10 protein-coding genes are annotated in these 15,625 nt (G+C 63.2%); 4 read left to right on the top strand and 6 right to left on the bottom strand.

Annotated elements, in window-relative coordinates:
• Positions 1-91: 91 nt before the first annotated feature.
• Entirely contained in the window at positions 92-358 is a 267-nt protein-coding gene (locus QCL51_RS14055) for a hypothetical protein (RefSeq protein ID WP_003247923.1), read from the bottom strand.
• A 340-nt stretch (positions 359-698) separates the two neighbouring features.
• Here QCL51_RS14055 and QCL51_RS14050 point away from each other — a divergent pair, with 340 nt between their 5' ends.
• Entirely contained in the window at positions 699-2,024 is a 1,326-nt protein-coding gene (locus tag QCL51_RS14050) for a sigma-54 dependent transcriptional regulator (RefSeq protein ID WP_021785619.1), read from the top strand.
• Positions 2,025-2,360: 336 nt separating this feature from the next.
• Here QCL51_RS14050 and QCL51_RS14045 read toward each other — a convergent pair whose 3' ends face one another.
• Both QCL51_RS14045 and QCL51_RS14040 read right to left on the bottom strand, forming a co-directional pair.
• A complete protein-coding gene (locus QCL51_RS14045) occupies positions 2,361-4,361 on the bottom strand; it encodes a U32 family peptidase (RefSeq protein WP_021785618.1) in 2,001 nt (666 codons plus the stop codon).
• Positions 4,362-4,573: 212 nt separating this feature from the next.
• Complete coding sequence (locus QCL51_RS14040) at positions 4,574-4,954, bottom strand: RidA family protein (protein WP_003247927.1); 381 nt, start codon at positions 4,952-4,954, stop codon at positions 4,574-4,576.
• A 136-nt stretch (positions 4,955-5,090) separates the two neighbouring features.
• Here QCL51_RS14040 and QCL51_RS14035 point away from each other — a divergent pair, with 136 nt between their 5' ends.
• Complete coding sequence (locus QCL51_RS14035; protein ID WP_021785617.1) at positions 5,091-5,783, top strand: tRNA (adenine(22)-N(1))-methyltransferase TrmK; 693 nt, start codon at positions 5,091-5,093, stop codon at positions 5,781-5,783.
• A 1-nt stretch (position 5,784) separates the two neighbouring features.
• Here the strand turns inward: QCL51_RS14035 and QCL51_RS14030 are convergent, their stop codons facing one another.
• Positions 5,785-6,045: a DUF2790 domain-containing protein gene (locus QCL51_RS14030; RefSeq protein WP_021785616.1), complete on the bottom strand. Its 261-nt coding sequence runs from the start codon at positions 6,043-6,045 to the stop codon at positions 5,785-5,787.
• A gap of 114 nt (positions 6,046-6,159) precedes the next feature.
• Here QCL51_RS14030 and QCL51_RS14025 point away from each other — a divergent pair, with 114 nt between their 5' ends.
• Complete coding sequence (locus QCL51_RS14025; protein WP_014590770.1) at positions 6,160-7,092, top strand: LysR family transcriptional regulator; 933 nt, start codon at positions 6,160-6,162, stop codon at positions 7,090-7,092.
• 116 nt (positions 7,093-7,208) lie between these two features.
• Here QCL51_RS14025 and QCL51_RS14020 read toward each other — a convergent pair whose 3' ends face one another.
• Entirely contained in the window at positions 7,209-8,360 is a 1,152-nt protein-coding gene (locus tag QCL51_RS14020; RefSeq protein WP_014590771.1) for an acyl-CoA dehydrogenase family protein, read from the bottom strand.
• A 16-nt stretch (positions 8,361-8,376) separates the two neighbouring features.
• Entirely contained in the window at positions 8,377-9,450 is a 1,074-nt protein-coding gene (locus QCL51_RS14015; protein WP_338443508.1) for an enoyl-CoA hydratase/isomerase family protein, read from the bottom strand.
• A 328-nt stretch (positions 9,451-9,778) separates the two neighbouring features.
• Here QCL51_RS14015 and mnxG point away from each other — a divergent pair, with 328 nt between their 5' ends.
• Positions 9,779-15,616, top strand: a complete 5,838-nt coding sequence (mnxG, locus tag QCL51_RS14010) for a manganese-oxidizing multicopper oxidase MnxG (protein ID WP_338443507.1) — start codon at positions 9,779-9,781, stop codon at positions 15,614-15,616.
• The last annotated feature ends 9 nt before the right edge of the window (positions 15,617-15,625 follow it).

The following is a 15,625-nucleotide window of genomic DNA, read 5'->3' as shown; positions in this document are numbered from 1 at the left end:
CACTATGTCGCAATCAGAAAAGTTGTCGCAACAGCAACAGAGAAATTGTACAAGTGCGTGACAGTGCACGCACTTGCTGTGCCGGCCGATATTACTTTGGCATCGACCACGGTTGCAGGTCGTAACCCTTTTCACACAGTTCGGCGCGCACTTCTTCGATCAGGCTGGCCCATTGGGCCGGGTCGGAGTAGATGCGCGACGACACCTGCTTGGCGCCGATGCGGGTGCTGGTCCGGTCGATCACTGCCAAGCTCAGTTCACCAGTACCGTTGGGCGCATCCCAGGCTACGCACTGGAAAGGTTCGAAGGCGTGGTCGGCAATCAGCAGTGCTTCGTTGACACGGAGCGGGGCATTCATGGTTCGGTCTCTCTATGGTCCCAAACATCGAAGTGAAGTCCGCGTTGCTTTAAAGTCGCCTCATGTATCGCGAAGTGCAGCGCGGGGTTGTGTGTACTGATGCTCGTTGTTAGTGGGTAAGTCACACATTGGTTGTAAAATTTTTTCAGGGGTGACGCTGTTCTTGCCTGCGCCGCCATGTGATGTCGATAAAGTGCGAAAATTCCCGTGGTGGTTTGTAAGAAAATGATTCGGCAGACAAACGGTACTGGGAACCGTCAACTTCGTTGCTACTGTTAAACGAGCGCCACAACTTGCTGTTTTATTTCAAAAAACCAAAAACTGGCGCCAAGGACCGGTCATGCAGCAGCCTGCCGCTCAACGCCGTTTGCTTGTCGTCGACCCCTGCGACGATTGCCACCGTTTGTTACCTGGCCTGCGCAACGCAGGCTGGGATGTGGACAGCTGCATGCTCGGGACTGCGCTGGACCACACTTGCGATGTCGGGCTATTGCGCTTGCAGGCCTCACACCTGAGGCAGCCGGACGCGGTCAAGGACATGATCAAGCGCAGCAACACCGAATGGATTGCCGTGCTCAGTGCCGACCAGCTGCGCATGCCGGCGTTCGGCGATTTTGTATGTGAATGGTTTTTCGACTTCCATACCCTGCCGTTCGACGTTTCCCGTGTGCAGGTAACCCTGGGCCGGGCCTTCGGCATGGCACGCCTGCGCGGCAAGGGGGCCGTCAAGGTCGATGAGACAACCCATGAGTTGCTCGGCGAAAGCCGGCCTATCCGCGAGTTGCGCAAGTTGCTGGGCAAACTGGCACCCACCGAATCGCCTGTGCTGATCCGCGGTGAGAGCGGCACCGGCAAAGAGCTGGTGGCGCGCACCCTGCACCGCCAGTCGCTACGCAGCGAGCAGCCGTTCATCGCTATCAACTGCGGAGCGATCCCCGAGCACTTGATCCAGTCCGAACTGTTCGGCCATGAGAAGGGCGCCTTTACCGGTGCCCACCAGCGCAAGGCCGGGCGTATCGAAGCGGCCGATGGCGGCACGCTGTTCCTTGATGAAGTCGGCGATTTGCCGTTGGAGTTGCAGGCGAACCTGCTGCGGTTCCTGCAGGAGAAGCACATTGAGCGGGTGGGTGGCAGCCAGCCAATACCGGTGGATGTACGGGTGCTGGCGGCCACTCATGTGGACCTCGAGCGGGCCATCGAGCAAGGGCGTTTCCGCGAAGACCTGTATTACCGCCTGAACGTCTTGCAAGTGGTTACCGCGCCGTTGCGCGACCGCCATGGTGACCTGTCGATGCTGGCTAGCCATTTCGCCCATTTCTACAGCGTGGAAACCGGGCGTCGGCCGCGGTCGTTCAGCGACCATGCCCTGGCGGCGATGGGCCGGCATGACTGGCCGGGTAATGTGCGCGAGCTGGCCAACCGTGTGCGCCGCGGGTTGGTGCTGGCTGAAGGACGGCAGATCGAGGCGCAGGACCTTGGGTTGCAGTTGCTCGACCCGGAACAACAGCCGCTGGGCACGCTGGAAGAATACAAGCACCGCGCCGAGCGACAGGCGCTGTGCGATGTGCTCAACCGGCACAGCGACAACCTGAGCGTGGCGGCCAAGGTGCTGGGCGTCTCGCGGCCGACGTTCTATCGGTTGCTGCACAAACATCAGATACGGTGATTGCTGCTGAGGTACGCTTGCGCCGTTCTTTGAAGCCGCTCCTACAGGGAAACCACAACCCCCTGTAGGAGCGGGTTCACCCGCGAAAGGGCCGGGCCTGTTGGCCAATTTCCACCTGCCGCTCACCGTTGTCGCGGCTACCGTATTCGCGGCTAAAGCCGCTCCTACAGGGAACCACAAGCCCGTGTAGGAGCGGGTTTACCCGCGAAAGGGCCGTGCCTGCTGGCCAATTTCCACCTGCCGTTCACCGTTGTCTCGGCTACCGTAGTCGCGGCTAAAGCCGCTCCTACAGGGAAACCACAAGCCCGTGTAGCGAAGAGGCCCTGCCAGGCGAACTCAGTGCGGCCCGCGCGGGATGGTCTTGAGCAAGTCTTCCGGGCTGATATGCCCCACCACCTGGGCCACCGCGCTGCCCGGGGTCGGCAGGTCGATGATGTGGCTCTTCATCTTGCCGATCACATGCATCTCGCACGGCTTGCAGTCGAACTTCAGGGTCAGCACTTCGTCACCCTGAATCAGCTGCATCGGTGCCACCTTGGTGCGCACGCCGGTCACGCCCTTGGCCTGCTTGGGGCACAGGTTGAAGGAGAAGCGCAGGCAGTGCTTGGTGATCATCACCGGCACTTCGCCATGCTCTTCATGGGCTTCATAGGCCGCATCGATCAGTTGCACGCCGTGGCGGTGGTAGAAGTCGCGGGCCTTCTGGTTGTACACGTTGGCCAGGAACGACAGGTGCGACTCGGGGTATACCGGCGGTGGCGTGGTCTCGGCCTTGCGCCCGCCACGTGGATGCGCCTGCACGCGTGCTGCAGTCAGTGCCTCGATGGCTTCGCGGCGCAGGGCCTTGAGCTGCGAGTTGGGAATGAAGTACGCCTGCGGGGCATCCAGTTCGATGCGGTCGGCGTGGTACAGGGTGGTGCCCAATTGGCCGAGCAGGTCGTGCAGCTGCTCCAGTGCCTGCTGCGGCTTGTTGGCTACGCCGAACGGGCCATCCAGGGCCACTTGCACGCTCACGCCTTCTTCACTGCTCAGGGTAAGCATCAAGCGCTGCTCGCGCAGGACTGCGTGCCACTCCACGCCGACCCGGCGTTCGGAGGAGGTGCGTTGCAGGGCCTGCTGCCAGTTGTGGTCGAGGTTGCGCGACAGCGGGTGGTTGGGCCGCAGCTTGTGCAGGCCTTCGGGCATTTCGTTGGGCTCGACGCGATAGCGGTAGCGCTTGTGGCCGTCTTCTTCGAATTCGCCACGCGGTTCGGCGATGTTGGCGCGGAAGCCCACCACTTCGCGCTTGACCAGCACATTGAGGCCGTCGCCGTTGGTCAGCGGTACGTCGGTGACCACTTGCATGTCACGCTTGCCGACCTTTTCCACTACGCCCACCGGCAGGCCGGTAAAGGTTGGTGAGTCGAAGGCGCCGATATCGACCTTGCGGTCGGTCACGAAGTAGTCGGTGCTGCCGCGGTGGAAGGTTTTGTCCGGGTCGGGCAGGAAGAAGTGTTCGGTACGGCCGCTGGACGCGCGGGCGTACTGAGGGCGGTCTTCAAGGATGGCATCGAGCTCTTTGCGGTAATGGGCGGTGATGTTCTTCACATAGCCCATGTCCTTGTAGCGGCCCTCGATCTTGAACGAGCGCACGCCGGCATCGACCAGGTCAGCCAGGTTGGCGGTCTGGTTGTTGTCCTTCATCGACAGCAAGTGTTTCTCGAACGCAACCACGCGGCCCTGGTCATCTTTCAGCGTATAGGGCAGGCGGCAGGCTTGCGAGCAATCACCACGGTTGGCGCTGCGGCCGGTCTGCGCATGAGAAATGTTGCATTGGCCGGAGAACGCCACGCACAGCGCGCCGTGGATGAAGAACTCGATGGCAGCATCGGTTTCGGCGGCGATGGCACGGATTTGCTGCAGGTTCAGCTCACGCGCCAGTACCAGTTGCGAGAACCCGGCCTGGTCGAGGAACTTGGCCCGTTCCAGGGTGCGGATGTCGGTCTGGGTGCTGGCATGCAGCTCGATCGGCGGGATGTCCAGCTCCATCACCCCGAGGTCCTGCACGATCAGCGCGTCAACGCCGGCATCGTACAGCTGGTGAATCAGCTTGCGCGCCGGTTCCAGCTCGTTGTCGTGCAGGATGGTGTTGATGGTGGTGAACACGCGTGCATGGTAGCGATGGGCGAACTCGACCAGCTCGGCGATATCGCTGACTTCGTTGCAGGCGTTATGGCGCGCGCCAAAGCTCGGGCCGCCGATATAGATGGCGTCAGCGCCGTGCAGGATCGCTTCACGGGCGATGGCCACGTCACGGGCAGGGCTGAGCAGTTCCAGGTGATTCTTTGGAAGGGACATGTCGTTATATTTTCGGGCTGTCACGGTTTAGGCGGGCATTGTAGCGGTGAAACGGGCTGGCGGCATCATTGGGGTGCCGAGAGGTGGGATTGGCTGCGGGCACGCGCAACTGTGGGAGCGGCCTTGTGTCGCGAAAGGGCCGCAGAGCGGCCCCGGCGGTTTTGCGGTCAGTCAACGATGTCGGGGGCGCTGCGCACCCCAACAAGCGCAGCTCAGCGCTTGGCAGCCATTGCCGTCACTTCCACACGCATGCCTTCAAATGCCAGCGAAGCCACACCCACCGCCGCACGCACCGGCCAGGGCTTGCTGAAGAAGCGCTGGTACACTTCGTTGAACGCCGCGCGGTCGGCCATGTCGGTGAGGTAGATGGTCAGGTGCAGCACGCGGTCCATACCGCTGCCGGCCTTTTCCAGGGCCACTTTCAGCGCCTGCAGGGTGCATTCGCTCTGCTCGACGATGCCGCCCAGTTCCAGGCTGCCGTCGGCGTGGGTCGGGATTTGTGTGGTGACCAGCACGCCGTTGTACTCGGCAACGTCGGAGGAAATCGACTCGGCGTCCGGGTCCGGGGTGTAGATGATGTCTGCATTTGCCATGGTGTGTTCGCCTTGCAACGGAAGGAAAACGGCAAGCCTACGCGAGCGCATCCGCCCGGTCGAGGGTGCCTCGGTGTTTGAAATGCGCGGCGTTCGCCGTCAGAATCGCGGCCGATTGCAAAACCAGGGGTTTACGTTGAACGAACAGACTTTGTCCAGGCGCCTGGAGCGCGTGGCCGCCCATGTACCGCAGGGCGCGCGCTTGGCCGACATTGGCTCGGACCACGGCTACCTGCCGGTGGCCTTGATGCTGCGTGGCGTGCTCGAGGCCGCTGTGGCGGGTGAGGTGGCACAGACGCCGTTCGCCTCGGCCCAGCGCAATGTGCACAAGAACGGCCTGCAAGAGCGGGTCACCGTGCGCCTGGCCGATGGGCTGGCAGCGGTCGAGCCGCAAGACCGTATCTCGGTGGTGAGCATATGCGGCATGGGCGGCGACACCATGTGCGAGATACTCGAGGCCGGCAAGCAGCGCCTTGGCGGCGTCACGCGCCTGGTACTGCAGCCCAATGGTGGTGAGCGCGAGCTGCGCCAGTGGCTGGCTGGCAATGGTTACCAGATCGTCAGCGAAGAGCTGCTACGGGAAAACCGCTTCGATTACGAGATCATCGTCGCCGAGCCGGGCAGGGTGATGTATAGCGCTGAACAGCTGTACTTCGGCCCCGTGTTGATGCAGGAAAAAAGCGAGGCGTTTGTGGTCAAGTGGCGGCGCATGCTGCGGCAGAAGCAGCAGACCCTGGCCAATTTCCAGCGGGCCCGCGATGCGGTGCCTCAGGCGAAGATCGACGATTTCAATCAGCAGGTGGGCTGGATCACCCAGGTGCTGGCCTGACTCACTGCTGCGAGCAGTTGCCCATTTCCCGGTAGTCGATTTCGCGCTTCTGGCCCTGATGGTCGACGTACACCATGTGTGCGGTGCCCACCTGGCAGTCGGCGGCGTTACTGGCCGGGGTGATGGAAATGACCTTGGCCACGTCCAGCGGCATGCCGTATTCATAGTGGCTGCTGACGGGCTGGTTGTCGCCGGCATCGGCAAAAGCACCGAACGAGGCGAAGGCAGCGGCAATGGCAAGGACAGCGATCGAGCGTTTCATGACAGGCTCCTTTTTTAATGGATGGCTTATGATCTATTCATTGGCCATCCACAATAAATGGGCTAAAACGTGATAGATTCCTGCTTTTAACGCAACAATAAGGAGCGCACCTTCATGGACATGCTGCATGCCATGCGTACCTTCACCCGTGTGGTGGAATGTGGCAGCTTTGCTGCAGCTGCCAATGCTCTGGATATTTCTGCAGCGCAGGTTTCGCGCATCGTTGCCGAGCTGGAGAACCAGCTGCAGACCCGCCTGCTGCACCGCACCACCCGGCGCTTGCGCATGAGCGAGGCGGGTGAGCGGTTTCTGGAGCGTGCGCGGCAGATCATGCTGCTGACCGAAGAAGCTGTGGGCGAAGCGCGAGGGGCGCACCTCACGCCTCGCGGCCATCTGCGTTTGCACTGCCCACACGGCATGGGGCTGTTGCTGATGCCGCTGGTGGCCGGCTACAACACGCTATATCCGGAAGTGGTGATCGAGCTGACGCTGTCGCAGCGCAACCCCGACCCGCTGGCCGAAGGGCATGACGTGGTGATCACTGTGGACGGTGCGCTGCCGGATTCGCAGCTGATCGCTGTGCCGCTGGGCAACATTTTCAGCATCCCCTGCGCGGCCCCCGGTTACCTGGATACTCACGGTGTACCGGAGCGCCCCGAAGACTTGCACGGCCATCGCTGCCTGCGCATGGCTTACCCGATGTACGAAGGTGACTGGGTGTTCCCGCAAGGGGTTGACCAGTGCGTGATCGCCCCGAACGACAGTTTCTCTACCAACGTCGCCGACGCCATGCTGGTGGCCAGCGAGCTGGGCATGGGCATTGGCCTGCTGCCGTTCTACACCGCCAGCGAGGCGATCGGGCAGGGGCGCTTGTGCCGGTTGTTGGCACCGTATCGGCTGCGGGAGAGTGCGCTGTATGCGATGTATCCGTCACGCCACTACCTGGACGCCAAGGTGCGCACCTGGATCGACTACCTCAAGGAACAGTTGCCGGCGTTGTTCGAGGGGCATGCCAGGGTGGTGGATGATGCGCGGTATTGGCGCTGAGGCGAGAAGTTTGCCGCGGTGACATTACTGTGGGAGCGGGCGCGCCCGCGAACACCGGCAAAGCCGGTGCCATCCACCGCGTCGCCCACTCCCCCAAAAACCGCGTTGCCTTTGCGTTACAGCGGATAGTTTTTCAATTCCCGTGCAATCAGCATGCGCTGGATCTCGCTCGACCCTTCATAGATCTGGGTAATCCGCGCATCCCGGTAATAGCGCTCCACCGGGTAGTCTTCCAGATAACCGTACCCACCATGCACCTGGATAGCCATCGAGCACACCCGCTCGGCCATTTCCGAAGCGAACAGCTTGGCCTGTGACGCTTCCGACAGGCACGGCTTGCCGGCGCTGCGCAGGCGGGCGGCATGCAGGATCAGCAAACGTGCGGCGTTCACCTGCACCTGCATGTCGGCCAGCAGATTGGCGATGCTCTGGTGTTCGTTGATCGGCTTGCCAAACTGTATGCGGTCACGCGAGTAGACCAGCGCCGCTTCAAATGCGGCGCGGGCGATGCCCAAGGCCTGGGCGGCAATGCCGATACGGCCGCCTTCGAGGTTGGACAGGGCAATGGCCAGGCCCTTGCCACGCTCACCGAGGATATTGGCGGCAGGAATGCGGCAGTTGTCGAAGGTGACCGCGCAGGTGTCGGAGGCGCGGATGCCCATCTTGTGCTCGCTGCGGTCAACCTTGAACCCAGGGTTGTCGGTGGGCACCAGGAACGCCGACAGGCCTTTCTTGCCCAGCTCCGGGTCGGTCACTGCGAAGACGATCGCCAGGCCGGCACGGCGGGCATTGCTGACGAACTGCTTGGCTCCGTTGATGACCCACTGGCCATCCACCAACTCGGCGCGGGTGCGCAGGTTGTGCGCCTCGGAGCCGGCCTGTGGCTCGGTCAGGCAGAAGCAGCCAATCACCTCGCCGCTGGCCAGGCGTGGCAGCCACTGCTGTTGCTGTTCGGCGGTGCCGTAGGCCAGCAGCGGGCCGCAACCTACCGAGTTGTGGATGCTCATCATCGCCCCGGTGGCGCCGCAGCCGGCGGCGATCTCTTCCACTGCCAGGGCGTAGGCGACATAGTCGGTGTAGCTGCCGCCGAAGTCTTCGGGCACCACCATGCCCAACAGGCCCAGTTCGCCCATCTTGCGCACCACGCCATCATCGATCCAGCCGGCCTTTTCCCAGGCCTGGGCATGGGGTGCGATTTCGCCACGGGCAAAGTCCCGGGCCATGTCGCGGATCATGATCTGTTCTTCGCTCAGTTCGAGGTCTTGCATCTGTGTACTCCCGGGCTCACAGGCCTTCGAAGAATTGTTCGACCCGCTGGCGTTGCAGCGCGGCCAGGGTCGGCGGGTTCCAGCGGGGCTGCTTGTCCTTGTCGATGATCAGGGCACGCACGCCTTCGATGATGTCGCCGTGCTGGAACCACTGGCGGTCCAGGTGCAGTTCCATGGCAAAGCAGTCGTCAATGCCCAGCTCGCGCCCTCGGCGCAGCATCTCCAGCGTAACCGCCATGGCCAGAGGCGAGCGGGTTTCCAGCTGATCGGCGGTGGCCATCGCCCAGGCGTGGCTGTCGCCAAGGCTCACCGCACGCAGTTGCTCGACCATGGCTGGCAGGTCGGGCAGGGCGAAGAAGTGGTCGATGGCCGGGCGCAGCTTTTCCAGTGGCGCATCATCCAGCACCTGGCTACCGAGCCTGGCCAGCAGGTTTTGCAGGTCCTTCAGCGGGTGGTCGCTGAAGTCGAGCTGGTCGAGGCCCTGGTCGAGGGCGGCGAGCTGGTCGCTGGCCAGGTACCAGTCGGCCAGGCCGCAGTACAAGGCGTCGGCCGCCTGGATCTGGGCACCGCTGACACCCAGGTAGATGCCCAGCTCGCCGGGGATGCGTGAGAGGAAGTAGCTGCCGCCCACGTCCGGGAAGTAGCCGATGCCAACTTCGGGCATGCCCAGCCGGCTGCGCTCGGTGACCACGCGCAGGTCGCAGCCCTGGGCCAGGCCCATGCCGCCACCGAGGGTGAAACCGTCCATCACCACCAGTATTGGCTTGCGGTAGCGGTGAATGACCAGGTCGAGGGCGTACTCTTCGACGAAAAAGGTTTCATGCAGCGTGTCGCCGGCCTTGAAGCTGTCGTACAACGAGCGGATGTCGCCACCGGCACAGAACCCCTTGGGGCCTTCGCCGCGCAGGACCACGGCGCGCACGTGCGGGTTGTCGGCCCACTGATCCAGGTGCTGACGCAGGCTGCGCACCATGTCCAGGGTCAGGGCATTGAGACCGGCAGGGCGGTTCAGGGTCAGGTGGCCGACCTGGTTGCGGACCTCGGCCAGTACGTGGTCGGTTGCTGCCGCGGTATGAGCGTGCGCAGTCATTGCGTTCTCCCTGCTTTGTTATTGATTTTCCAAGTGAAGTCTGGAGTTCGCTGGAGGATCGCAGGATCCTGGCATGCGAATTTGCCTTGCACAATCGACAATTGTGCAAGGGTATCGTGCGTTTTTACCTTGTGCGAGCCCAGCGCGCGCCTTGTGGAGTAGCCATTACCCCACGGGACGACGTCCCCCGATTCGGGGGAACCCGCTGGGGGATCCTCCCCAATCCGTTGCGGTTGACCGCACAAGTTACTGACAAATATGGAAGTTTTCTTCTGGCACACACCTTGCTCCAGCTCCTCGCAGAGATCCTGTGTCCCGGAGGTGCAGCATGTCGACGCCGCTCAAAGGCCCCATCCTGTCATCACTTGTACTGGCCTTGCTTGGCTGGGAAGCAACCAGCGAGGCGGCTGTGCAGTGCCAGCGCACCCTGGTCGCCAACGTGGTGGCACTGGATCAGCCACTGATGTTCAACCGCCTTGGCGCGCAAAACGCCAACGGCATGATGTTTGCCCTTCGTGAGGATGTGGTGGACGACAAGCAGGTCCCCCTCAGCAAGGGCGGGGCCGCAGTACCGGGCAAGGTCACCCTGCGCCCGGACAAGCGCCCGCGGCCTATCGTGCTGCGTGTGGCTGCCGGTGACTGCCTGACGGTCAACCTAACCAACCTGCTGGATTACAAGGCGAACCCCAACAAACACGGTATCGAGGCCGAAGTGCCCGAGGGTGAGGCAGAGGCGCCGGAGGTTGAAAACGAAGGCGGCGAAGGCTTTGTCGCCGACGAACAGGTCGCCGAGCGCATGGTCGGCTTCCAGGTCAACGGTATGCAGGCGGTGAACAGCATTGCCGATATTTCCGCCTATACCGGGCGCAACGGCAACTTCTTCGTCAGCCCCGGCAGCACCCGCAGCTACACCTTGTATGCCGAGCGCGAAGGCGCCTTTGCCGCCACCAGCAAAGCCGCTACATTCGGCGGCGAGGGTACGGCGGGCAACGTTTCCAATGGCCTGTTCGGCCAGGTGGTAGTGGTGCCCAAACTGGGCCGTACCTACCGCAATACCCTCACTGAAGAAGAAATGCGCCTGGCCACCACCGGTCGAACCGCCACCGGCCAGCCCGTGATCGACTACGAAGCCCGTTATCCGCAGGTCGAGCCGTGGATCGCCGAAGGCAAGGCCGGCAAGCCGATCATTGCCATGGTCAACGGCAACGAGATCATCAGCAGCGAGACCGATGCCATCGTCATGGGGCCCAACCCCGACGGCAGCTTCCCCGGCGCCACTTACCCGCTGGAAAGCACGGGCAAACGCAACCCGGCGCTGCCCAACCGACTGGAGGCGTTCCGTGATTTCGCCTCGCAGTTCGCCGACGAGGTTGCCGGTACCCAGGCCTTCCCTGGCTACTGGGCCGACCCGGTGATGGGCCATGTGCTGGAGCCTACGCGCGATGCGTTCATGATCAATTACGGTTCTGGTGGCATGGGCGCCGAAGTGGTGGCAAACCGCTTGGGGGTGGGCCCGATGCACGATTGCCTGTCGTGCGCCTATGAAGAGTTCTTCCTCAGCGCCCACACGGTTGGCGATATCGGCACCCTGGTGGATGTACCGGCAAACGTCGGCCTGGAACACATCCGCCCAGGCGAAGTGCCGCCGGCCAGTGCCGTCGGGGTCAAGGCCAGCATGGCCCTTTACCCCTCAGAGCCTGCCAACGTGCACCACAGCTATATCGGTGACTTCACCAAGTTCCGCAACACCCACAACGGGCACGAGCAGCACATCTTCCACTTGCACGGCCACCAGTGGCTGTTCAACCCCAATGACGACAACTCCGACTACATCGATGCCCAAGGCATCGGCGCCGGCGTCGGCTACACCTACGAAATCGCCAACGGCGGTTCGGGCAACCGCAACCGTGTTGCCGGCGATGCCATTTACCACTGTCACTTCTACCCGCACTTCGCCCAAGGCATGTGGGCCATGTGGCGGGTACATGACGTGTTCGAAGAAGGCACGCGGCTGGAGGTAAGCGGGGAGGGCGAGAATGGCTTCCACAGTACCCCGTTCGCACTGCGGAGCGGTAAGCCGGCCTTTGGCGCCCGAGCCCTGCCCGATGGCGAGATCATTGCCGGTACGCCTATTCCGGCCATCGTGCCGCTGCCCGGCAAGGCCATGCCGCCCATGCCCGGCAAAGTCGTGGTCGTGCCCAAGCTCTCCGAAACGTTGGTTGCCGTCAACGATGATGACCACGAAGACGATGACGAGCCTGCCGGCGAGGCGCCAGTGCGCAAGGCCGTGGGCTCGCTGGCGCTGGTCGACCGCACCGAGGCCAACCGCAACGCCGACGGCACGTTGAAAAACCCAGGCTACCCGTTCTGGATCGGCGGCATGGAAAGTAGCGTCGGCAACCGCCCGCCAACCCCGCCCCTGGACATGCTCGACCCGGCCCTGGCCCGGCAGCTGAAAGACAGCGGTAAAGCCCTGTGGGCCAACCTGGATGCGAACCAGGTCGATGGCTGGGACGGCGGCCTTGGCCGCCATGCACTGGACGGTGTGTCGGCCGGTGGCGTAGCGGATACCACCACCACCAAACTGGACTTCACCAAGGTCGTGCACAAGGCCAAGCCCATCTACCTGCCGGAAGAGGGCACCGATGTGGAGCAGGCAGCCATGCAGTTCCACGCCATGGGTGAACACCCCAGCTATGCACTGATTCCCGGTAACCAGCCAGTGGCCAAGGCGTTCCGCACCAACGGCGCCTTGCCGACTGCGGGTGCGCCGTACTACGAGCCCTGCATGGATGACCGTGGAAAACGTCTGACGCAGTCCTCCGGGGTCGGTGAGTTCAACAGTGGAGAGAGCCTGACGGGTGTGAACTTCCGTGGCGCCTCGGCCTTCACTGCCGACCGCCCACGCATCTACAAAGGGGCCAACATCCAGTTCGACGCGGTGTATAACAAAGTGGGCTACCACTTCCCGCAGGCACGCATCATCGCCCTGTGGGAGGACGCCTGGCCGGTCATTACCAAGCAGCGCCCGCCAGAGCCGCTGGTGATGCGCATGAACACCTTCGACTGCGCGATGTACCAGCACACCAACCTGATCCCGAACATCTATGAGATGGACGATTACCAGGTGCGCACCCCGACCGACGTGATCGGCCAGCACATCCACCTGCCCAAATGGGACCTGACCGCCGCCGACGGTTCGGCCAACGGCTGGAACTACGAAGACGGCATTCTTTCGCCCGGTAGCGTGGTCGAGCGCGTGCATGCCATTCGTACTTATAACGGTTGCACCGAAGGGGATAGTCGCGATGGCACTGCTGCCTGCCCGATAGCCAGGCAGCACCCGTACTTCGGCCGCTTTGGCCGCGCCGACTGGCTGGGCGCACGTACAGCCATGCAGCGCTGGTTCGCCGACCCGCTGGTGAACGTGCATAACGTCGACCGTGGCCTGGGCACCATCTTCACCCATGACCACCTTGGCCCATCGACCCACCAGCAAGTGGGCCTGTATGCCACCGTGCTGGCCGAACCGGCCGGCTCTACCTGGTACCACGCCGAAACCGGCGAGCAGCTGTATAACCCGGCCACGCGCCAGGACGGCGGCCCGACCTCGTGGCAGGCGGTGATCCAGACCGGCGACCACGATGGCGACGGCAAGAACGACAGCTACCGCGAGTTCTTCCTGGAGTACAGCGACTTCCAGCATGCCTATGAAGCCGGCGTGTATGTAGGCGCAGGGCCGGACGGCATTCCCAATGCCCAGTCGTACCCGGCCACGGCCGACAGCTTCCGCTACGCCATCAACCCGCCCGTGCGTGGCAAGGCGTCGAGCCTGCTTGAGGCCATCGTCGAGGAACGTGGTGGTATCAACCCTGGCTGCCCAAGCCGGCCATGCCCGCAGGCGATCTCGGTGGATGACCCGGGGATGTTCGTCGTCAACTACCGTAACGAGCCGCTGGCCCTGCGCGTGTACGACCCGAACAAGGTCGGCCCGGACGGCAAGCGTGGCATGCAGGCCGACGGCCTGGCCGGCGACCTCAGCTATGCCCTGCAAACCCGTACCGACCGCGCTATCCCGGCGATGAACCTGTCGCCATCGGCGATCACCTCGGCAGTCGGCCCCACCGGCGGCACCACGCTGTTCCCGCCACATATCAACACGGCCGGCGCCGAGCCGGGCGACCCGTTCACCCCATTGCTGCGAACCTATTCCGGTGACAACGTGCGCCTGCGCATGCACGCCGGTGGCCACGAAGAGGAGCACAACGTCACCCTGCACGGCGTGAAATGGCTGCAGAATGGCTCTGGCTTTGGCAACAGCTCCAACTCGGGCTGGAAGTCGTCGCAAATGATCGGCATCTCCGAGCAGTTGGGCTTCATGGCGCCTGTGTCGATGATCTCCAGTTCGGCAGCCACCAACGGCGACTACCTGTACTCGCTGGACGCCGCCCTGGAAGGCTACTGGAACGGTATCTGGGGCATCATGCGCAACTACACCGCGCAGCGTGCCGACCTGTTCCCGCTGCCCAACAACCCGCAGCCGGTGGCCATGCGCAATACCGTGAACTTCAACGGCATCTGCCCGAAAACCACGGCCAACCCCAACGGCATCGGCACCCGCACCACGGTCAAGCGCAACTACGAGATCGTCGCGGCGCTGGCCAACGACATCCTCGAAAACCGTAACGGCGTCAGCATCAATGACCCGGCGGGCATCGGCCAGCATGTCGGAGGCGCGCTCAAGGCCGACGGTGGCACCCTGGTGTTCAACAGCCGCAAAACCGCCATCCCGCTGGTCAGTGGGGTAGACCCTGAAGATGGGGCGACCTTCACCATCGGTGGCCACAGTGCGCCGCTGCATGACCCGACCGCGATCCTGTACGTGCGCAAGGCTGACCTCGACGCCACCACCGGCAAGCTCAAGCCGGGTGTTCCGGTAGAGCCCCTGGTACTGCGCGCCAATGCCGGCGACTGCATCAGCATCACCCTGGAGAACCGCTTGCCACTGGTGATGCCAGACCTGTCGAGCACTGCAGTGATGCACAACGTGGTCAAGCGTGACCGCTTCGACAGCGAGGGCTCCACCGCGTTTGCCAACAACCTGATGCGGCCGTCCAGCCACGTGGGCCTGCATGCGCAGCTGCTGGCCTACGACATCACCAAGTCCGACGGTGCCAACGTTGGCCTGAACCCGGTGCAGACCGTGCCACCGCGTGCCGGCACCAGCGGCGCTTACCCGACCAAGGAGTACCAGTACTACGCCGGCCACTTGGAGCGTGAAGGCAAACCGGTGTCGCAACTGGGCCGCACAGTGGACAACATCAAGACCACGCCTATCGAGTTCGGTGGCCTCAACCTGACCCCGTCAGACTTCATCAAACAGCCGCAGAAAGGTCTGGTGGGTGCCATGAGCATCCTGCCGCAAACCGCCACCTGGACCGAGGATACTGCTACCCGTACCCAGGCCACGGTGAAGGTCAGTGGCCAGCCGGACTACCGCGACTTCGTCACGGTGTGGCAGCGCGCACTGAACATGCGCTGGGCCGACGGTCGTCCGGTAGAAGGTATCAATGTCGAAGGCAACGGCGCTGCCGGTGACCCGCAAGACAACGGCAACATGGCGGTCAACTACAAGACCGAACCGTTGTGGCTGCGCTTCGGCATGGCGCCCGACTCGCCATTCGGCCGCGCCAATGGCCTGGGCTTTGGTGATGTACCCAACGCCCACATGGCCTACGCCAACGCCCTGGTCGGTGGCGACCCGCAAACCCCGGTGCTGTACGCCAAGCCAGGGCAACCGGTGCGCAACCATATCGTGATGCCCAGTGGTGGCAGCCGCGGCATGGTCTACCAACTGGACGGGCACGTATGGCCACTGCACAACTACCAGGCCGAGAAGAGCGATGCGGACGGTTACCCGATGAGCATGCCTGGTATCGGTTCGGTGCGCTTTGGCTACAACCCGATGGCCATGTACATCGGCGCGCAGGAAAGCGTACTGCCAGCGGCGCACTTCAGCTTCATGCTGCCGAGTGCCGGCGGTGCCAACGCGGTGGCGGGTGACTACCTGTTCCGCGACTACGCCGCCTACGGCAACCTTTCGGGGCTGTGGGGGATCTTGCGGGTGACCAACGAAGCGCCGCCGGCAACGGCCCCGGCGCAGTGACGGAAGGGG

The sequence above is a fragment of the Pseudomonas sp. LTR0 genome (assembly GCF_036630035.1).
Lineage (GTDB): Bacteria > Pseudomonadota > Gammaproteobacteria > Pseudomonadales > Pseudomonadaceae > Aquipseudomonas > Aquipseudomonas putida_Y.
This window is presented reverse-complemented; position numbering and strand designations above follow the sequence as displayed.